Here is a 17,599-nt window from a genome sequence, read left to right on the forward strand (position 1 = left end):
CGCAGTGAGCATCGAAGCCCCCGCCACTGTCAGCCTGTTCGATATCGCAAAACAGTTGCCGCGCATGGCATTCGATGCGCCATCGATGCTGCGTGGCGCACTCGGCATGCTGGTGCAGCCGGATACCGAATCCTCGGTCGGGCTGTACTTCCAACGCAATGCGCATCGGCATCCGGACCGGACGTTCCTGAAGTTCGAGGGCCGGACCTTCAGCTACGGCGCGGCCAACGCACAGGTCAACCGGTACGCGCGGGTACTGGCCGACCGTGGTGTGCGGCGCGGCGACGTGGTCGGCGTGCTGATGACCAACCGCCCCGAAACCCTGTTCGTGGTGCTGGCCACCGTGAAACTCGGTGCCACGGTCGGCCTGCTGAACCACCACCAGCGCGACCACGTGCTCGCCCACAGCTTCGGACTGCTCGACAGCGTGCTGAACGTCGTCGGTGAGGAATGCCGCGAGGCATTGGACTCGCTCGCCGAACCCCTTGCCAATGTGCTCTTTTCGCAGGATCTGCACAAAACGGCCGAGGACGCCGACCCAGCCGACCCGCCGATCTGTGCGCGGATCACCGCGAAGGAACGCGCCTTCCTGATCTTCACCTCCGGCACCACCGGACTGCCCAAGGCCAGTGTGATGACGCATCTGCGCTGGACCAAGAGTATGGCCGGACTCGGCGGACTCGGAATTCGCCTGCGCGGCAACGACACGCTGTACTGCTGCCTGCCGCTCTACCACAACAACGCGCTCACGGTCGCGCTGTCGGCGGTCCTGGGCGCGGGCGGCACCTACGCACTCGGCAGGCAGTTCTCCGCCTCCCGGTTCTGGGACGAGATCATCCGCGAGCAGGCGACCGCGTTCATCTATATCGGCGAACTATGCCGCTATCTGCTCAATCAGCCGGTCAAGCCGACCGACCGGCAGCATCGGGTCCGACTCGCCGTCGGCAATGGTCTGCGCCCGGAGCTGTGGGATGAGTTCAAGACCCGTTTCGGCATCGGCCGGATCGTCGAGTTCTACGGCGCGAGCGAGGTGAATATCGCCTTCGTCAACGCCTTCGGGGTGGATCGCACCGCGGGCTTCGGGCCGTTGCCCTACGCCATCGTCGAATACGACGATGCGACCGGAAAGGCCGAGCGCGATAGGGACGGTCGGCTGCGTCGGGTACCGGGCGGCGGCGTGGGCCTGCTGCTGGCCAAGGTGACCGACCGTTCGCCCGCCGACGGCTATACCGATAAAGCGGCCTCCGAGGCGAAACTGGTGCGCGACGGTTTCGAGGACGGCGATATCTGGTTCGACACCGGGGATCTGGTCCGCGATCAGGGCTGGCACCACATCGCCTTCGTCGATCGGCTCGGCGACACCTTCCGCTGGAAGGGCGAGAATGTAGCCACTACCGAGGTCGAGGGCGCACTGACCGCATCCGATGCGATCTCGCAGGCGGTCGTCTTCGGTGTGGATATTCCGGGCACCGACGGTAAGGCGGGCATGGCGGCGGTGACCCTGTATCCGGGCGCCGAATTCGACGGCCGCGCGCTCGCCGAACTGGCCTATTCGCGGTTGCCCGGCTATGCGGTGCCGCTGTTCATCCGGGTCGTCGCCGAACTCGAACAGACCTCGACCTTCAAAAGCCGCAAGGTCGAACTCCGCAAACAGGGCTATGCCAGCGACCCCGACAGCACGCTGTATGTCCTGGCTGGCCGCGCCGACGGCTACGTTCCCGCTTATGACGGATACGCCGCCGACGTCGCCGCGGCGCGTGCGCCCAGGAGTTGACAACGCGACGACTGATTTCGTGAGCACATGGGTAACTCCATTACCAGCAACCTGATGGTTGCCGGGTCCGCGGCCGGGCAACCATCAACACACGACCACGAACCTGAACTGACCCCACAAATTCGGCAACAGGCCTACAGGGGCCGTGATGTTCATACGCGGATATCGTCGGCCCGCACCAGCGACAGCCGAAGCATCGCGTGAATCTACCGGTTCAGACCGACGTCGACGATCACCGCGGCCAGTTCCATCGGCCGGTCGAGGTTCTGCAGCCAGCGCTCGACTATCGGGTGCACGTGACCATCGGCAATGACGCCCATCTCGGTGAACTGCTCGATCACGGCGCCGTCCTGGCCGTTCCCATCCTCGGGGTGCGCGATACTCGGCAACAGTCCGAGCACTGTCGGGCACGAGTCGATGGATCGCAATCCTAGGCGCCGATCACCCTGAACCTCATACCGTTCTCGTCATCTACTTGTCGAAACTGTACAATCGCGTCGTTAAGCGCGTTGGTGTGGTCATTGAGGTTATCGACAAGCCGTGTCAAATGCGTGTGAAAACCGACATGGGCGTCCTTGAAAGCAGTGGATCCATTGCTCTGATATATGTCACTTATCTCGTTCACATGTCGCAAGAGCTGCCCCAGGGTGTCGTGCGTGAGGCCAGTGGCATCGAAGGTCGCAGCGGTGTGCTGGTCGACCCCTTGGAAATTTACCCTCATAACCATGGTTATTCGTCCATTTCTTCGATGTGTATATTTAGATGCCGGACAAATTGATCCGACCGCCGCCCGGATCGTTGACCATCAACTTCGCTCCACCCCTCCGATCAACTTCAGCCATATTGACGCCGCTTTTCTGCAGTGTTTCGTAGATTTGCTGCAACGAGCCGTGCAGATCGTTCCATTGACTTAACACATTGTCGCCGTATTCTTGGCGGACTCTGCCCAAATGGTCGGTCTGAATGTTCTCGGTCAGGCCATTGTGTGCATTCTGGAATTGCGACCTAAGTCCAACCAGCTGATCATGGAGCCCTCGAATTTTCACTGCGCCGTGCATCAGCTCCTGCGGATCACCTTGGTAGTATTCCCTCATCGTTACTTCCCTTCGGGTCTGGTTGTCGATTCGCTTCGGCCGGATTTCGCCGTAGACGTGTGGAAGTCGGCGCACAGCGCTGTCGGTGTGTTCGATGCGGCCGACCGACAATGGCTGTTCACTCGACAAGGAGGCTTATTCAGCCGCTGGGACAACCGGTTTGACTCTCGGCGTGGCTTATGGGGCGGCGACCCTGCAGGCGGAATTGGCCGAGGCGCACGGTGTTTCGCAGCCGACGATCAGCGGCCCGATCTCGTTGGCCACGCCGCGGCTGGACCAAGCGCTGCGTGCGGTGGCTGGGCGCCGACGGTCCCCGCCACCACCAAACCCGCCACCGCGGCGAGCATCGTTCCGATGAGCACGGTGACGGTGCGGCTGCCGCGTCCGAGCCGTGCCGTCATGGTCATCTCTCCTTCGCGCCGAGAGCGCCGATCGGATTTGATCGGTGAAAACGAGTGTAGGAAGCGGATCTTCAGTGCTCCTTAAGTAACCGTTAGGGAATTATTAGAGAACTCGGTTCAGGATGAGTTTGCGATGGCAGATGATCGAGCAGGCGAGGCTGAGTAGGCTTGCCGGATGCCAGCGTGGCGCCATAGTGGGTTCGCGGCCGTGTGAACGTGTGCAGCACGCGAAGGTGCGTATCATCGGCCAACGAGAGCGCCGAGACCGAAGCCGTGAGCGGCGGGATTCAGCTGGATGATGTCGTTACGGTTCCCACTGGCAGCACGACGACGGCGAAGCTGCTGGGGCGCTCAACGAGCCGCCCGCCGAACTGCCCATCCGGGTGCTGGCGCAGCGGCTGGCATGCGATCCGTCGAATCTCCTCTCCGAAGTCGATTGCGAACTCAGAGTGCCACTCGGCGAGCGTGGAGATATCGAATCGGTTGGCGCGCGGGATCACGATTGATTTCTCCGTAGAGCTCCTGCCGAACTTGGCTAGTAGGACTGTGCGTTGGGGGTCGGCTATTCGCGGCGCGCATGATGTGGGAGCGCCGCCCGTATAGCGGGAGGCCGCAAAGTTAGTTGAGATTTTGTTGGGAGTGTGACCACACGGGGCCCCGGTTCGGCTACCCGTCCGGCACGCCTAGTTCCCGCGCGTCCACTCCTGCGGCGTGGTCGTCACGTATTCTTCCGGCACATCCACGGGACGACGGGAAATCGCCCCGGTTGCCGATGAGTCGCCAACCTACCTAGATGGGTCGGGCGGATCCGAGGATCTTCACCACCGCTTGACATGTCACATCGGAGTGGCAGTGTGCTGGGTTGAGGCAGGGGTCCGGGAGCGTGAAGTTCGGACACTGGTCGAAACGCCGCAGGCTCAGTCGCGGTGAAGTGATTCGGGTACTGGGCCTGCGGTGTTGGCCGGAGCACCGGCCCGATCGGTGAGCCCGAAGCCATTGAAGCCCCGAGCATCCCGACCGGGTTCCCGCTGAGCGGGGCGAACTGCGATCAGCCTGTACGAGAGCCGAGTGGCACTTACTTGTATGGCCTGAATATTCGGGGAGGCGGGGGAGCTACAGTCGGAGCCATGTTCAGCTCCACCGCAGCGCCGCTTCCCACTCTGTGCGGCAAGCCGGTGGCGACGGATCGGGCGTTGGTGATGGCCATCGTCAACCGCACTCCTGATTCCTTCTACGACCAGGGCGCCACTTTCACCGATGCGGCCGCCATGGACGCGGTCGCGCGGGCGGTTGACGAGGGTGCCGACCTGGTCGATATCGGCGGGGTGAAGGCTGGTCCCGGCACTCTGGTCGATGCGGCGGAAGAGATCCGCCGGGTGGTCCCCTTCGTCGCGGCAATCCGGGAGAAATATCCGGAGCTACTGATCAGCATCGATACCTGGCGCGCCGAGGTGGCCGATGCCGCGGTGACCGCGGGTGCGGATCTGATCAACGACACCTGGGCGGGCGCCGATCCGGATCTGGTACGGGTGGCCGCCGATCGCGGCGTCGGCATCGTGTGCAGCCATACCGGCGGCGCGGTCCCGCGCACCCGTCCGCATCGGGTGCGCTACGCCGATGTGGTGGCAGAAGTAGCGCAAACCGTGGTGCGCGCCGCAGAAGATGCGGCCGCGGCCGGGGTTCGGCGGGATTCGATTCTGATCGATCCGACCCATGATTTCGGCAAAAACACTTATCACGGGCTCGAGTTGTTGCGGGGAATAGACGTTCTTGTAAATACCGGATGGCCAGTCTTGATGGCACTGAGCAACAAGGATTTTATCGGGGAGACTTTAGGTGTCGGTCTATCCGAACGGTTGGAGGGCACATTGGCAGCAACAGCATGGTCGACGGCCGCCGGCGCCCGAGTCTTCCGAGTTCACGAGGTTGCCCAGACGCGGCGCGTCGTGGACATGATCGCCGCGATACAGGGCATCCGGCCCCCCGCACGAACCCTGCGAGGTCTGGTATGAATTTCCATCACCCACAGAGCCCCGTCTGGGCGACGACCAATACCTGGGACGCCCCCGATTGGACGGTCGACGAACTCGTCGCCGCCAAGCGTGGACGCACCGTTTCGGTGGTGCTGCCCGCACTGAACGAAGAGAACACCGTCGCCGATGTGGTGGCCAGCATTCGGCCGCTGCTCGGCACCCTGGTCGATGAGCTGATCGTGCTCGATTCCGGTTCGACCGACGCCACCGCCGAACGCGCGCTGGCCGCTGGCGCCGAGGTGATCACTCGCGAACAGGCCGTTCCCGAACTCGAGCCGATGCCGGGCAAGGGTGAGGTGCTGTGGCGGTCGCTGGCCGTGACCAGCGGCGATCTCATCGCCTTCGTCGACTCCGATCTCATCGACCCGGATCCGGCCTTCGTGCCGAAACTGCTCGGCCCGCTGCTGCTGGTCGACGATATGCATCTGGCCAAGGCCTACTACCGCAGGCCGCTTCGGCAGGCGGGTGCGGTGGACGCGCACGGTGGCGGTCGCGTTACCGAACTCGTCGCCCGTCCGCTGCTGGCCGCATTGCGTCCGGAACTCTCGCAGGTGCTGCAGCCGCTCGGCGGCGAGTACGCGGGCACTCGCGAATTGCTGACCTCGGTGCCGTTCGCCCCCGGCTACGGCGTGGAGATCGGTCTGCTCCTCGACACCTACGACCGCCTCGGCCTGTCCGCCATCGGTCAGGTGAATCTGGGCGTGCGCACCCACCGCAACCGCCCGCTCGCCGATCTCGGGGTGATGAGCCGTCAGATCCTCGGCACCGTGCTCGGTCGCAGCGGGGTGCAGGACTCCGGTGCGGCGCTGACCCAGTTCCCGCTGATCGGCGATGCCTTCACCGCGCACAGCACGGAGGTATCGCTCGTCGACCGGCCGCCGATGAATACGCTGCGCCCGTCCTGGGCCGCGGCCTGAACCAACCACGATGAACCCCGGGTGCTCCGAGCGCCCGGGGTTCATCTAATTGCGGCTACCGCGAGCCTTGACGCCGCTACTAAAAGAGGAACTATCGATGCCACCGAAGAAGAACAAACCAGACATTCGCGAGCGGCCCTTTTCTGGAACAAGGCCGCTCGATGTCGGTTAGTGGCTAGGCGCCCGGTCGGTTGAACTCGCCGTCTTGTACACCCGCCGTGAAGGCGTCCCATTCGCCGGGCGTGAAGACCAGAGCCGGACCAGTGGGGTTCTTGGAGTCGCGGACACCGACTTGTCCGACCTCGAGCCACGCGACTTCCACACATGCTTCTTGGCCGCTGCTCAGGCTCGATTTGAACCACTGTGCGCCCGTTAGGTCGATGGTCACTGGTCGTATCTCCTTGCTATGTCCCTGAGCAAATTTCTCGATGGTTGCTCCTCCAGCGTCGCGCACCGGAGGGTTTCGTGAATGACACGGAACTGGTTCATGTCATCGTTGTCTTCGAAAAACATTCTCCCAATTGTGGTTTCGCTGTAGACGACGGAAGGCTCTGTGGCCCCTCGGCTGTCCAGCGGGAAGTCGAGGATGATGTATGGGGTTGCGACGCTCTGACCCGGGTGCCCCGCCGCCTGCGGCAGAATCCGGACGGTCACGTTCGCCCGTGTGCTCATGTCGGCGATGTGTCGACATTGCAGGGCCATTGCTCGAGGAGAACCGACGATCGTATGCAGCACGTTTTCGTGCAGTATGAACTCGGCCCGGACTGGGCTGTGGTGGCGGGTGAGGATGACGGACCGCTCCAGTCGTAGGGTTATCCGCCGTTCGATGTCGGCCGCCGTATCGGTTGGACGAATCGGTCCCTCGACGGCTGTCGCGTAGTCCTTGGTCTGCAGCAGCCCCGGAACGATCAAAGGTTGGTAGAAGTAGAGATCGGATGCTCCGGATTCGAGACCTAGATACGTGTTGTATCCGGGCAGGAGCAGATGACGCAGCGCCTGCCACCACATCTTCGTCGCTGTTTGCTGGGCAAGGGCTTTCAGTTCCGCGATTTGTTCCTGGCTGATGCCATAAAGGTTGCCGAGTGCCTCCACATCGCGCAGCTTGACCTTGTCGTTCTGCCCCTTCTCGATTCTGCCGAGCGAAGCCTTGCCCATCTCCATGAGTTGTGCGGCACGCTCGAGCGTGAATCCGGCACCTTCTCGCGCCTCCCGTAGCGCTCGGCCCAGCTGTCGACGAGGCAATGTCGACGTGGGTTGATCATCCTTTGTCATTGCTCCCCTTCCCCTGCCCGACCGAAACGGCCCAGATACCAGCCCGATTCGGCCCTCATGCTACGACGAGACCGGCCCGGGCCCTGGGCAAATGGCCGACTTGATCGGACCTTCCGTTTCGGCCCTCCCGATCCAGCAGGCGCGGAGCACCATAAGTCCATGGGCCAGGAAGACGGAAAGCTCTCCGTATCCCAAGTGCGCGTTCTGCGGGCGCTGAGCTGCGGAGGGATGCTCAGCGAACAGCAAATCAAGACTTCCGCGAGTCTCACCGCGTGGACCACACGCCAGGCCGTGGCGAACCTTGCCAGCCGGAACCTGATTGTGGCCGGAGCTCGGCGCGGGCGATACGAGATCACGCGACTAGGTCGAAACACGTTGGCGTCAAAGGCATCTGATTACGGCACGGCGAAAGCCTGACGCGGATCGAATGACGACAGCGGCAACTCCGGTAGTCCAGGGGCCAACGGATAGCTCGATCGACCCGAGGTGGGAGGGCGAGATGGACGAGATACATCGGACCGAGATCGATGGCATACAGGCCACCTGGCGACTGAATCATCTACGACAGGTCGAAATCATGAACGTACACAATACATCTGAGGTTCTGCCGATCGTCACGTTCGGGCCGGGATCGTATCCGGATCTGGTCCAGGCACGGGAATTGTGGCCGAGGCTGGCGCGGCTATGGGATGCCGTACGCCACGACCTGTGGATGGAGTTGGTTCCCCGGTATCGGTCCTCGATCACGGCCAGGTACCCGCAGTGACCCTCGAAATGCCACCAGGCGACCAGCGGTACGCCAATGAGCTGCCCTCGATGCGAGAGCGGTTGTGCGCCATCGAGAATGCCGCCGGTGCGGGCCATCGCGTCGAGCGCGAGCCGAATCCGCCCTACGGCTGGAACCTTGTCAATGGATCGGGTGCGATTGTGTGCAGCGGGCCTCTGGATCGGCTCGACCGGTGGCTCGATCGCCACAACTTCGAATCCGCCGCATCGGCGGACACGGCGAAGAGCCCTCTGCCGCAACGGGTTCCGGGTGCATCGGGACGTATTCCAGCCGGTCCGGCAAGGCCGTTGCCCGTCGAGGTCGTGGCTCGCTTCGCGACCGCAGCGACTGAATGGGCGGCTGAACCGACGGGCACCAAATCGCCCGCGCCGTTCACCACGCCACCAGACACCGCATCGTCGAAATCCTGCGCCGCATCGAACACCTGAGCACAGGAAGCGGGCAAATAGCTCACGAATATCGGATCGGGATCGGGCGGCTCCACACCGGTGTAGGCTCCGGCTTTCGGGCACTGACCTATGGGAGACTGGAGCAAGGTCTCTATCGGGGTGGGAGGAGGTAATGGTGACTACTGTGCACTTTCCGGATCATCTGCTGACGCTGGACGACTGGATCGCGCTGCCCGAGGACAACAGCCGTAGCTATGAGCTTGTCGAGGGGGTACTCGTTGTGTCACCGAGGCCGATGTCGAAGCACCAGCGTGCGATCTGGCGGCTGGCCGCAATGTTGGAGCCTCAACTACCAGCAGGCTACGGCGTGCTGACCGAGACCGAGGTCGTGATCGAGCCCGGCCCACCGACCACCGTACGGGTGCCGGACGTTATCGCGGTGTCGGCTGCTGGGATCGAGGAGAATCGCCCGCGCTGGAATCCCGAGGATGTCCTCTTGGCGGTCGAGGTGGTGTCGGTCGGCTCGAAGCGGACTGACAGAGTCACCAAACTGGTCGAATACGCCGAAGTTGGTATCGAGCACTACTGGTTGTTCGACCTCGATGACCCAGTCAGCCTGACGGCGTATCGATTGATCAACGGGGAGTACGAACTGGTCGGTGAGAAGTCCGGGTTGGCGGTGCTCGACCTGGCCGATACAACGATCATGTTGGATCTTGCGGCACTGGTAAGCGCTAGGGGATAGATCGATGAGTCAACGGTGGATCGGTCCGTCTGTCAGCGCGAGCGGCCGGGCCGAGCCACCGCCGCGTTCGGCGAGGATCTGAGCGGCGATGGAGATGGCCGTTTCATCAGGGGTGTGGGCGTTGAGGTCGAGGCCGAGTGGGCTTTTCACGCGGGCCAACTGATCGTCGGTGACACCGGCCGTGCGCAGGCGCGCGACGCGTTCGCTATGTGTGCGTCGGGAGCCGAGCGCGCCGATGAAACCGATGCTCTCGATTCCCAACGCCGCCACCAGCATCGGCACATCGAATTTGGTGTCGTGGGTCAGCACGCAGACCACCGTGCGCCCATCGATGCGTCCGGCGGCGTGCTCGGCGCTCAGATACCGGTCCGGCCAATCGACGACCACCTCGTGTGCCGAGGGGAATCGGGCTGGGGTGGCGAAGGTTTCGCGGGCATCGACGACCGTGATCCGATAGCCGAGCTGACGGCCGATGCGGGCGAGGGCGCGGACGAAGTCATTGGCGCCCGCCAGGATCATGCGGGCCGGAGCAGCGAAGGTCTGGACGAACACGCGAGGGCGCGGCGCCTGGACCGTCTCGCATTCATCCGAGCCGATCACACCGCTGCGTCCGGCGGCGAGGAGCGCTCGCGCATCGCGGTCGACGCCATGCCACGGCTCGGAATCGCCGAGCCGCAAGAGCTTCCAGTCCGGGACCGCAGCCAACGTGGCGGCCAGCGCAACCGGCTCGCCCGCCGCGATTGCCGCACGCAATGCCGACAGCACCGACAGCCGGGTGTCATCCACGCGTTCGACGAAGACCTCGATTTCACCCCCGCAGGTCAGGCCGACGGCGAATCCGTCGGCCTCGGCATATCCGAACCGATCCGATACCGCATGCCCATTGGCCAGCACCTCCCGCGCCGACTCGACCACCGCGGCCTCGATACAACCGCCCGATAGCGACCCCAGCACCTCGCCGTCCGCGGTGACCACCATCGCCGCGCCCGGTTCGCGCGGTCCGGGCCCGGTCGCATCCACGATGCGGGCCAGCGCCACCGGCCCTCGATCGGCCAGATGCACCATCTGTTCGAGCATTGTGCGCACGGCCGCGATCCTTTCGCTAGCGGATCCTCACCGAACCGAATGCTGGCCGAGGTGAACGACAGCAGTGCCGTCCAGCCTAGCTACCGACCAGTTCTTATGCGCTGCGGCCGAGGTCGTGCGATACGGCGTGCTCGGTGTCGGAATCGGCCGCCGGACCGTCCGGAAGCAGTCGTTCGGCCTCCTCTTGCAAACGCGCCTGCAGATCGGCGACGGTCAGATGGGTGCGCTCGGTGCGCGGCCGCAGCAGCCTGGTGACCACCGCGGCGGTCACGATGACGACCAGCACCACACTCACGATCACGATCGCGTTCATCGTCGTACCCTCTGGACATTGCGGGTGCAGTTGCGCGTGAACGTCATTCGACGACCTCGCGCAGTTGGAAGCCCGCCGGGATATCGCCGGTGTGGAAGTAGGTCGCGAATACCTGCGCGGCATATTCGGCGTCGAAGACCTCATCGGGGTACACGCGCAGCAGATCGGGCCCATTCGGCACATCGACGCCCGGGTAGCCGAGGCGAGCGCCGGGCAGGCCGAGCAGGTACCGGCGCGGTGTCCCGTCGACGGTCGTGCGCAGTTCGATGGCGAGCACCTCGGCCGAGCCGACGCAATGCACGGAGTCCGTACCCGATGCGGCGCTGATCGTCGCGGTGATCTCCGCGGCGGGCATGGGGGACGGCAAGCGCGTCAGATTCACCGAATACGCGTCGTAGCCGTCCAGTCTGCGCAGCGGGCGCAGGAAATCGATCACGGTGTCGTCGGGGCCGATGAAGACCTTGAGTCGATCGCTGTAGGTCACGCGGTGGGTGGTGGTCACCGGTCGCGCCGGAGCGCCCGCGACGAGATCCGAGCCCGATCCGCGTTCGGGCCGGGCAGCCATGGGCGCGGAACCCGCTCGCGCCGGACGTGGAACATTCATTCGGGCCTACCTGCCATCGTTGGTTATCGACTAGCTAACTCAGCATCGCGGGTGTCGAGTCGAGATGGAAGGTATTGGTGACGTGTGACACATCACGGTTTCATTGCGAACTGGTATGGGCCACCTGGGATCTTTGGGTGTCATCGAATATGCGGCGGCCCAGCGCGACTCGCCGCCGCGCATCGGCCGCCCTCTGCTATTTGATTGCCAAAAGGTGTCCGGAAGTCGAACAACTCAGCGTCTGAGGCCCGGAATCGATCTGGGTTCGGCGTCGTGCCGGTACACCGGGGTGAGCAGATCGGCATCGACCGGTTCCCCGGTGGCACGGTCATAGCGCACCGCGACCAGCACCGAAAACAGATGTGTGGCGGCACGTTCGTGCAGCGTGGCCAATCTGGTTGCGAGCAAACGGATCGCACCGAGGGAGCCGGGCGGATGCAGCCCGTCGATGATCAGGGCGGTACCGCGGCCGTCGGGGCGCGGGAGGCGGGCGATATAGGCGATGTCATGCGGTTCCGGGCCGCCTGGCCGGTATACCCTTCTGGCCGCGCGATCCTCGATGCCGCGCCGCGCGTCCCCGGCCCTGGCCACCGCGCGCCGCAACCGCGGATCCGCCGCGATGAGCTGACGCACGCTGGGGGACAGTTCGGGCCCGCCGAGCACGATCAATCCGTCGCGATTCAGATCGACGGGTCGGCCCGGCAGGAAGTGCTCGACGGCCGCGGTGAAGCCGAGCTCGCGCAGCAACTCCACCAGTCGCTGCGCCGCACTCGGGTCCGGAGCGCCTAGCACTCGGCCACCACGAACCTCCGGAGCGATTACCGTGAGCGACCCGTGCCCGAAGAACAGACCTTCCGGTGCCGGACCCTGGGTACTCACCTGATGGATCCGCGCGCGGGAAAGTCCCGCCGCCGCACCAATTCTGGCGAAGGTCCAGCCCTCGGCATGTAGTTCCCTGATCACCGCTCTGCGGATACGGGTCAGTTCGTTGATGGTCTGTTGGGCCGCCGCCACCCCATCGGTGGCCGCCTTGAGTCGCTCGACTTTATCTTCGATCGCGAAAACGCGCGCCACGTCATCGGCCGACATGTGCGAAGTCTAGACATCTCGACACCCTGATGCGTCTAGTCTTCTTGACTTAGTTACGCTTTCCAGGTTTGGCAACCGCCACGGAGCGAGTCCTACGAGCGACGTTTCGCGGCCCATCTCGCGTCCGAGTCGTCGAAGCGCATGCGCCGCAGGCGCGAGTCTCGACGGCTCGGACGCGAGACAAACAGCCAATTCAGGTCGCGTCGGTGTCGATCGGCGGACGTTCGTTGCGCTCCAACGGCTTTTCCAGCTTGGGCATCGGGTAGTCCGGCATGCCGCTATTGGTGCCGAGCAGGTCCTGCTTATCCGGGATCGCCTTCTCGAAATCCCGGAAAACCGAATCGTCGCCATTCAGAAGGTGTTTGGTGACCATCTGACGAGGCGACATCTGGCGCAGCTCGTTCAGGTCCGCCAGCGGTTTGCGCAGGTCCTCGAACTCCGGGCCGAGTTCCTGCTGCAACTGCTGGGTCGCACCGCTGGCGTAGTCGCGAACCTTGCGCAGGCTCTGCGTGGTCCAGCGAATCGCCCCGGGCAGTCGCTCCGGGCCGAGGATCACGAGGGCGGCGACGAGGAGGATAACCATCTCGCCCCAGCTGATGTTGCTGAACACGAGTCCAGGCTACCTGGGCATAGTTCCCCGGGCCGCGTCGGATTCCCGCGCGCGCTCAGTCCGATTCCAGCGTGACCGGCACGTCCACCTGCCTGCCATCGCGGATCAACTGCACGTTCACCGTATCGCCGATCTTGCGCTGCTGTACCGCGACCACCAGCTCATCGGGTCCGGTCACCTCGCGGTCGCCGATCTTGACGATGACGTCGTTCTCCACGATCCCGGCCTTGGCCGCCGGACCGCCGGGTTCCACGTCGGCGACGGCTGCGCCGCTCATCACCTCATTGGCCACCTGCTTGCTGCGGGCGCTGAGGCCGATCCTGGGGTGGTGCACCTGTCCGTTGTGGATCAGCGTCTGCGCGATGGAGGTGACCATATCGACCGGAATCGCGAAGCCGAGGCCGACCGAACCGCCGGTCTCACTGCGGATCGCGGTATTGATGCCGATGACCCGTCCCTCCATATCGACCAGCGCGCCACCGGAGTTGCCCGGGTTGATCGAGGCATCGGTCTGTACCGCGTCGATGACGGCCTTGGTATCGCTGCCCTCACCGGAGAGCGCGACCGGGCGGTGCAGCGCGCTGACGATGCCGGAGGTGACGGTCTTGCTCAGGCCGAGCGGTGAACCGATGGCCAGCACGTCGTCACCCACCTGGACGTCCTTGGACTTGCCCAGATTCGCGACAGTGAGATTCTTCACATCGACCTTCAGCACCGCGAGATCGGTCTTCGGATCGCGTCCGACGATATGCGCGGGCACCCGGCTGCCGTCGGAGAAGGTCACCTGAATCGCGGCCCGGTTCGACTTGTCCTGTGCCGCCATCGAAATCACGTGATTGTTGGTCGCGATATAGCCCTCGCCGTCGATGACGACACCGGAGCCGGTCGCGCCGTTATCGCCGACCGTGACCCGGATCGAGACCACCGCGGGCAGCACCGCATTGGCGACCTTGGCGATCAGGCCGTGCGGGCGTTCGATTTCGCTGGATTGGTCCAAGGTGACCTTGCGCGAGGTCAACGGGGAGGTCGCCTCGGCGGTCAACCTGCCGACCAAGCCGCCGAGTACGCCGATGGCCAATGCGACAACGGCCAGCAGGACCAGCGCCTTGGGCGCGACCCGGGAGCCGAACAGCACCTCCCTGGCCGAGAGCTGCCGCGCCTGCGGCAGCGGTGCGGGCCGCGGCGTCGGCACGGCGGGCGCGCCGAGGCGGGCGGCGGCATCGGGATCGCGCCACGGATCGCCCGGACCGGCGACCGGCGCGGACTGATCGGCGGCGTCCGGATCACGTTGCAGCAGTTCGGTGGAGCCCGCCGGCCGCCCGAAGGCCTCGGCCAGTACGGCATCGGGCGGGCTGTTGTGCAGTTCCGGACCGACCTGCGGGGGCTGGGAATCGGATGCGGCCGTCGGCTGCTCGGAGAACGAACCGGCCTGGCCGGAGGGGCGGCGGAACGCGCGCGCCGTGTGACTGTCCACATGCGGCCGGTAGACCGGGCGCGGTCCGAGCACCGGGGCGTCGGACGGCCGCAGGGGGCTGGCAGTCTGCGAAGCCGACGGGGTGGATGAACCCGGCGTCCCCCTATTGGCCGCCGAATCGGTGGCATCGCCTGCGGTGGGCCGCGATTCCGACGGCCCGGAATTCGTCGATTCGGTGGTCACTCGGAAAACTCTACTTGCGCCACCACGTGGTCCACCGGGTCGCGGTGAACGAATCGGTCAGAAAACCGAAAACCGCCTCGTTGCGGGGACTGCCGTTGGTCGGGCGCGAAGTCGCGCTCGAAGCGCCGCCGGGGAGTTCGGCCAATGGAATGCGGGTGAGACTGTCGTGCAGATCGGTGGGAATCGAGACCTGACCGGCCCGGCGCAGCGCGATGCGCGCCTGCTGCTGTGCCTCGACCTCCGCCGCGCACTCCGGGCAGACGGAAAGGTGCTGGGCGGCACGCAGATAGGCGTTCATCCGCAGTTCGCCGTCCACATAGGCCGCGATCGCCTCGCTGGCCAGATGTTCGGTAGGACGGAAACGGGGACGACCTGACGTGCTGGCGTCGCCACTCATTCGGTGCTCACCCTTCCACCCGACAGCATCCGTAGCGCACGACCGGACGGATATCCGGCCGCCGGGTGCGGCCCGGCTCCCGCCGGGTCACCCGATGTTCGCGTCAGCGGTGAACCGCTGCTCACTTCCATTATGCGCAAGGTAGTCGCGCAATGCCTGACGGCCGCGGTGAATCCGGCTGCGCACGGTGCCGAGTTTGACACCGAGGGTCGCGCCGATCTCCTCATAGGACAGACCCTCGATATCACAGAGCACGACCGCGGCGCGGAACTCCGGGGCCAGCGAATCCAGTGCGGACTGCAGGTCCGGATCGAGCCGGGCGTCGTGGTAGGCCTGCTCCGGGCTCGGCCCATCGGCGGGCACCCGGTCGTAATCCTCGGGCAGCGCCTCCATCCGGATCCGGTTGCGACGGCGCACCATATCCAGGAACAGGTTCGTCGTGATGCGGTGCAGCCAGCCCTCGAAGGTGCCCGGCTGATAATTCGACAGCGAGCGGAACACCCGGATGAAGGTCTCTTGGGTCAGATCATCGGCGTCCTGCGCGTCCCCGGAAAGACGGTAGGCCAGCCGGTACACCCGGTCGGCATGTTCGCGGACCAATTCGTCCCAGGACGGCATCGCCGAACGGTCGCCCGTCGCATCGAAGGCCGCGGTGCCGGTCAGCTCGACATCGGTGGCATCGTCGTTCATATCGGCCTCCATCGGCAAGGCATGCGCTGGCAGGGTGGCGAACTCGAGCGCCGCCCCGGCGTGAGCCGGCAGGGTGCCAGCTTGCGAAACCTCGGAGGCAACCGGGAGCGCCGAAAATGACCCTCTATCCATGTGGACGGTGATACCTCCTACTCGGGACCGTGGTTGCGGACCTGATAGCGATCCGGATCTCGGATCGCCACGTACGGATACAACCGACGAACGGTATGTCGTTGTTCCCGCGTCCCCGCACCAGGCGGTCGGCTGGTCTTGCTTGCCCATACTCTTTCTTGCCTCGATATGCCGGGGGTATGGAGATCCTGAGGGACACCTGAGAATCTGTGCCCGCCCCCACCGATCAATTAATCGCTCGAGCCCGGGATAACGCTTCACTGATGAGCCAAACTTGCGACTTCGTGCCCTAGCCTCATAGGCGTGGCATCGAATCTGGAGCGAAATCTCTCCTACGTGGAGGAATCCGTCGTGGAAGACGAGGTCCTCATCGGCGCGCGTGAGCGCGCCACCGAACTCGGTGCGGTACCCGTACCACCCTCGGTCGGCGCACTGCTGAGCATGTATGCCCAGCTCCTCGGCGCGCGAGCGGTGGTCGAGGTGGGGACGGGCGCGGGGATCAGCGGGCTGTGGCTACTGGATGGCATGCGCGAGGACGGGACCCTGACCACCATCGATTCCGAGCCCGAGCATCAGCGCGCGGCCAAGGAGGCGTTCCGCACCGCGGAGATCCCGCCCGCGCGCACCCGACTGATCAACGGCCGCGCCCTCGACGTGCTGCCCAGGCTCGCCGACGGCGCCTATGACCTGGTCTTCATCGACGCGGCCCCGCTCGAACATCCGCAATACGTCGCCCAGGCGGTGCGCCTGCTGCGCGCGGGCGGTGCCATCCTGCTGCACAACGCCCTGCTCGGCGGCCGGGTTCCGGATCCGGCGCAGCGCGATCCGGCGACCCAGGCGGTGCGCGCGGCCACTCGGGCGATCGCCGAGGACCCCGAACTCACCAGTGTGTTGATCCCGGTCGGCGACGGTCTGCTCTGCGCATCGCGCGGCTAGTAATCGACCGGCTACCGATAAACGCTGGGCGCGTGGGGATTTCGTGCACCGCATGCTGATTCCGCCGCCGTGCGACGGGTATCCGTATTGATGCCAGGTTCGACGACGGCAAGGTACGCCCATGGTGTGGGAACGCGGATACGAGATCCTCGAAATCGGCCATATCGGCCACACGATCAATGAGGGACGTTTACGCGGTGGCTGTCTGCTGCCCGCACTCGGCTTTCTGATTTTCATCATGGTGCTCGCCGTGGTGGTGCTGGTGTGGATCAGCAATGCCGATTTCGGCACCGAACGGACAAAAGTCCCGCTGACTCCGGGGCCCTGTGAACCGTTCTGCACGGCCACCGTCGCACCACCGCAACCCGGCCCCCGATAACCGTCGAAAATTGCCGCGCAAAACCTCTGCCGACTGGGTATCAAGGAGGAGAGGATGTCCCGGTGTGGACACCGGGGAGAGGTTCGAATGTTCGGCAATGACGACGATTATGGACGGCCGCGCCCGATCAACTGGGGTCGGTCCGCGGTCGTTCTCGTTGTCGTGCTCGGACTCGCGGTGATGCTGATGCTGCTGGTCGCCACCGCCGATTTCGGTGATAAGTCACCGTCGACGACCGTGCCGAAAACTCCGGGGCCGTGCGCGCCCTTCTGCCCGACGAATGCCCGGTAGCCG

Annotated in this window: 23 protein-coding genes; 8 read left to right on the forward strand and 15 right to left on the reverse strand. The window is 64.7% G+C overall.

Annotated features, from left to right (window positions below; genetic code table 11):
• The first annotated feature begins 4 nt into the window (after window positions 1-4).
• Window positions 5-1,774 carry a long-chain-acyl-CoA synthetase gene (locus ACQP0C_RS07765; protein ID WP_433731956.1) on the forward strand — a complete coding sequence of 590 codons (1,770 nt, stop codon included), beginning with the start codon at window positions 5-7 and terminating at the stop codon, window positions 1,772-1,774.
• A 206-nt stretch (window positions 1,775-1,980) separates the two neighbouring features.
• Here the strand turns inward: ACQP0C_RS07765 and ACQP0C_RS07770 are convergent, their stop codons facing one another.
• The 5 genes from ACQP0C_RS07770 to ACQP0C_RS07790 all read right to left on the reverse strand — a co-directional run bounded on the left by ACQP0C_RS07770 (window position 1,981) and on the right by ACQP0C_RS07790 (window position 3,769).
• Complete coding sequence (locus ACQP0C_RS07770) at window positions 1,981-2,163, reverse strand: hypothetical protein (protein ID WP_433731958.1); 183 nt, start codon at window positions 2,161-2,163, stop codon at window positions 1,981-1,983.
• Window positions 2,164-2,204: 41 nt separating this feature from the next.
• Window positions 2,205-2,501, reverse strand: a complete 297-nt coding sequence (locus ACQP0C_RS07775) for a WXG100 family type VII secretion target (protein WP_433731960.1) — start codon at window positions 2,499-2,501, stop codon at window positions 2,205-2,207.
• Between the two features lie 31 nt (window positions 2,502-2,532).
• Window positions 2,533-2,997: a hypothetical protein gene (locus tag ACQP0C_RS07780; RefSeq protein WP_433731962.1), complete on the reverse strand. Its 465-nt coding sequence runs from the start codon at window positions 2,995-2,997 to the stop codon at window positions 2,533-2,535.
• 110 nt (window positions 2,998-3,107) lie between these two features.
• Window positions 3,108-3,269: a hypothetical protein gene (locus tag ACQP0C_RS07785; RefSeq protein WP_433731964.1), complete on the reverse strand. Its 162-nt coding sequence runs from the start codon at window positions 3,267-3,269 to the stop codon at window positions 3,108-3,110.
• 287 nt (window positions 3,270-3,556) lie between these two features.
• Window positions 3,557-3,769, reverse strand: coding sequence for a hypothetical protein (locus ACQP0C_RS07790; RefSeq protein ID WP_433731966.1), 213 nt, complete (start codon window positions 3,767-3,769; stop codon window positions 3,557-3,559).
• A gap of 627 nt (window positions 3,770-4,396) precedes the next feature.
• On the opposite strand from ACQP0C_RS07790, the gene folP reads away from it, so the two are divergent.
• Window positions 4,397-5,281 carry a dihydropteroate synthase gene (gene folP, locus ACQP0C_RS07795; RefSeq protein WP_433731968.1) on the forward strand — a complete coding sequence of 295 codons (885 nt, stop codon included), beginning with the start codon at window positions 4,397-4,399 and terminating at the stop codon, window positions 5,279-5,281.
• Window positions 5,278-6,219 (forward strand): glucosyl-3-phosphoglycerate synthase, encoded by a 942-nt coding sequence (locus ACQP0C_RS07800; RefSeq protein WP_433731970.1) that lies wholly within the window; start codon window positions 5,278-5,280, stop codon window positions 6,217-6,219. The genes folP and ACQP0C_RS07800 overlap by 4 nt, the downstream gene beginning before the upstream one ends.
• 175 nt (window positions 6,220-6,394) lie before the next feature.
• Here the strand turns inward: ACQP0C_RS07800 and ACQP0C_RS07805 are convergent, their stop codons facing one another.
• Window positions 6,395-6,607: a DUF397 domain-containing protein gene (locus ACQP0C_RS07805; RefSeq protein ID WP_433731972.1), complete on the reverse strand. Its 213-nt coding sequence runs from the start codon at window positions 6,605-6,607 to the stop codon at window positions 6,395-6,397.
• On the reverse strand, window positions 6,604-7,491 hold the full coding sequence (locus tag ACQP0C_RS07810) for a helix-turn-helix domain-containing protein (protein ID WP_433731974.1): 888 nt from the start codon (window positions 7,489-7,491) through the stop codon (window positions 6,604-6,606). The genes ACQP0C_RS07805 and ACQP0C_RS07810 overlap by 4 nt, the downstream gene beginning before the upstream one ends.
• 499 nt (window positions 7,492-7,990) lie before the next feature.
• On the opposite strand from ACQP0C_RS07810, the gene ACQP0C_RS07815 reads away from it, so the two are divergent.
• Window positions 7,991-8,257, forward strand: a complete 267-nt coding sequence (locus ACQP0C_RS07815; protein ID WP_433731976.1) for a hypothetical protein — start codon at window positions 7,991-7,993, stop codon at window positions 8,255-8,257.
• A 585-nt stretch (window positions 8,258-8,842) separates the two neighbouring features.
• A complete protein-coding gene (locus tag ACQP0C_RS07820; RefSeq protein ID WP_433731978.1) occupies window positions 8,843-9,412 on the forward strand; it encodes a Uma2 family endonuclease in 570 nt (189 codons plus the stop codon).
• A gap of 9 nt (window positions 9,413-9,421) precedes the next feature.
• Here the strand turns inward: ACQP0C_RS07820 and ACQP0C_RS07825 are convergent, their stop codons facing one another.
• The 8 genes from ACQP0C_RS07825 to sigE all read right to left on the reverse strand — a co-directional run bounded on the left by ACQP0C_RS07825 (window position 9,422) and on the right by sigE (window position 15,870).
• A complete protein-coding gene (locus ACQP0C_RS07825) occupies window positions 9,422-10,498 on the reverse strand; it encodes an XdhC family protein (RefSeq protein WP_433731980.1) in 1,077 nt (358 codons plus the stop codon).
• 94 nt (window positions 10,499-10,592) lie between these two features.
• Entirely contained in the window at window positions 10,593-10,811 is a 219-nt protein-coding gene (locus tag ACQP0C_RS07830) for a hypothetical protein (RefSeq protein WP_433731982.1), read from the reverse strand.
• 43 nt (window positions 10,812-10,854) lie between these two features.
• Window positions 10,855-11,415: a hypothetical protein gene (locus tag ACQP0C_RS07835; protein WP_433731984.1), complete on the reverse strand. Its 561-nt coding sequence runs from the start codon at window positions 11,413-11,415 to the stop codon at window positions 10,855-10,857.
• A 234-nt stretch (window positions 11,416-11,649) separates the two neighbouring features.
• Complete coding sequence (locus ACQP0C_RS07840) at window positions 11,650-12,504, reverse strand: hypothetical protein (protein ID WP_433731986.1); 855 nt, start codon at window positions 12,502-12,504, stop codon at window positions 11,650-11,652.
• Between the two features lie 193 nt (window positions 12,505-12,697).
• Complete coding sequence (gene tatB, locus ACQP0C_RS07845) at window positions 12,698-13,114, reverse strand: Sec-independent protein translocase protein TatB (RefSeq protein ID WP_433731988.1); 417 nt, start codon at window positions 13,112-13,114, stop codon at window positions 12,698-12,700.
• Between the two features lie 55 nt (window positions 13,115-13,169).
• A complete protein-coding gene (locus ACQP0C_RS07850) occupies window positions 13,170-14,771 on the reverse strand; it encodes a trypsin-like peptidase domain-containing protein (protein ID WP_433731990.1) in 1,602 nt (533 codons plus the stop codon).
• Window positions 14,772-14,781: 10 nt separating this feature from the next.
• Window positions 14,782-15,168: a hypothetical protein gene (locus ACQP0C_RS07855; RefSeq protein WP_433682951.1), complete on the reverse strand. Its 387-nt coding sequence runs from the start codon at window positions 15,166-15,168 to the stop codon at window positions 14,782-14,784.
• 87 nt (window positions 15,169-15,255) lie between these two features.
• Entirely contained in the window at window positions 15,256-15,870 is a 615-nt protein-coding gene (sigE, locus tag ACQP0C_RS07860; protein WP_433208261.1) for an RNA polymerase sigma factor SigE, read from the reverse strand.
• Window positions 15,871-16,293: 423 nt separating this feature from the next.
• Here sigE and ACQP0C_RS07865 point away from each other — a divergent pair, with 423 nt between their 5' ends.
• The 3 genes from ACQP0C_RS07865 (at window position 16,294) to ACQP0C_RS07875 (ending at window position 17,596) form a co-directional block, all read left to right on the forward strand.
• Window positions 16,294-16,926 carry an O-methyltransferase gene (locus ACQP0C_RS07865; protein ID WP_433731992.1) on the forward strand — a complete coding sequence of 211 codons (633 nt, stop codon included), beginning with the start codon at window positions 16,294-16,296 and terminating at the stop codon, window positions 16,924-16,926.
• Between the two features lie 121 nt (window positions 16,927-17,047).
• Entirely contained in the window at window positions 17,048-17,305 is a 258-nt protein-coding gene (locus ACQP0C_RS07870) for a hypothetical protein (RefSeq protein ID WP_433731994.1), read from the forward strand.
• Between the two features lie 87 nt (window positions 17,306-17,392).
• Window positions 17,393-17,596 (forward strand): hypothetical protein, encoded by a 204-nt coding sequence (locus tag ACQP0C_RS07875; RefSeq protein ID WP_433731996.1) that lies wholly within the window; start codon window positions 17,393-17,395, stop codon window positions 17,594-17,596.
• The last annotated feature ends 3 nt before the right edge of the window (window positions 17,597-17,599 follow it).

It is taken from the genome of Nocardia sp. CA-129566 (assembly GCF_050956075.1).
Taxonomy (GTDB): Bacteria; Actinomycetota; Actinomycetes; order Mycobacteriales; family Mycobacteriaceae; genus Nocardia.

Coding starts and splice junctions, on each gene's coding strand:
- ACQP0C_RS07870 (WP_433731994.1), top strand. CDS start 17,048: ATGGTGTGGGAACGCGGATACGAGATCCTCGAAATCGGCCATATCGGC.
- ACQP0C_RS07840 (WP_433731986.1), bottom strand. CDS start 12,504: ATGTCGGCCGATGACGTGGCGCGCGTTTTCGCGATCGAAGATAAAGTC.
- ACQP0C_RS07855 (WP_433682951.1), bottom strand. CDS start 15,168: ATGAGTGGCGACGCCAGCACGTCAGGTCGTCCCCGTTTCCGTCCTACC.
- ACQP0C_RS07875 (WP_433731996.1), top strand. CDS start 17,393: ATGTTCGGCAATGACGACGATTATGGACGGCCGCGCCCGATCAACTGG.
- sigE (WP_433208261.1), bottom strand. CDS start 15,870: ATGGAGGCCGATATGAACGACGATGCCACCGATGTCGAGCTGACCGGC.
- ACQP0C_RS07815 (WP_433731976.1), top strand. CDS start 7,991: ATGGACGAGATACATCGGACCGAGATCGATGGCATACAGGCCACCTGG.
- folP (WP_433731968.1), top strand. CDS start 4,397: ATGTTCAGCTCCACCGCAGCGCCGCTTCCCACTCTGTGCGGCAAGCCG.
- ACQP0C_RS07785 (WP_433731964.1), bottom strand. CDS start 3,269: ATGACGGCACGGCTCGGACGCGGCAGCCGCACCGTCACCGTGCTCATC.
- ACQP0C_RS07775 (WP_433731960.1), bottom strand. CDS start 2,501: ATGGTTATGAGGGTAAATTTCCAAGGGGTCGACCAGCACACCGCTGCG.
- ACQP0C_RS07835 (WP_433731984.1), bottom strand. CDS start 11,415: ATGAATGTTCCACGTCCGGCGCGAGCGGGTTCCGCGCCCATGGCTGCC.
- ACQP0C_RS07810 (WP_433731974.1), bottom strand. CDS start 7,491: ATGACAAAGGATGATCAACCCACGTCGACATTGCCTCGTCGACAGCTG.
- ACQP0C_RS07830 (WP_433731982.1), bottom strand. CDS start 10,811: ATGAACGCGATCGTGATCGTGAGTGTGGTGCTGGTCGTCATCGTGACC.
- ACQP0C_RS07800 (WP_433731970.1), top strand. CDS start 5,278: ATGAATTTCCATCACCCACAGAGCCCCGTCTGGGCGACGACCAATACC.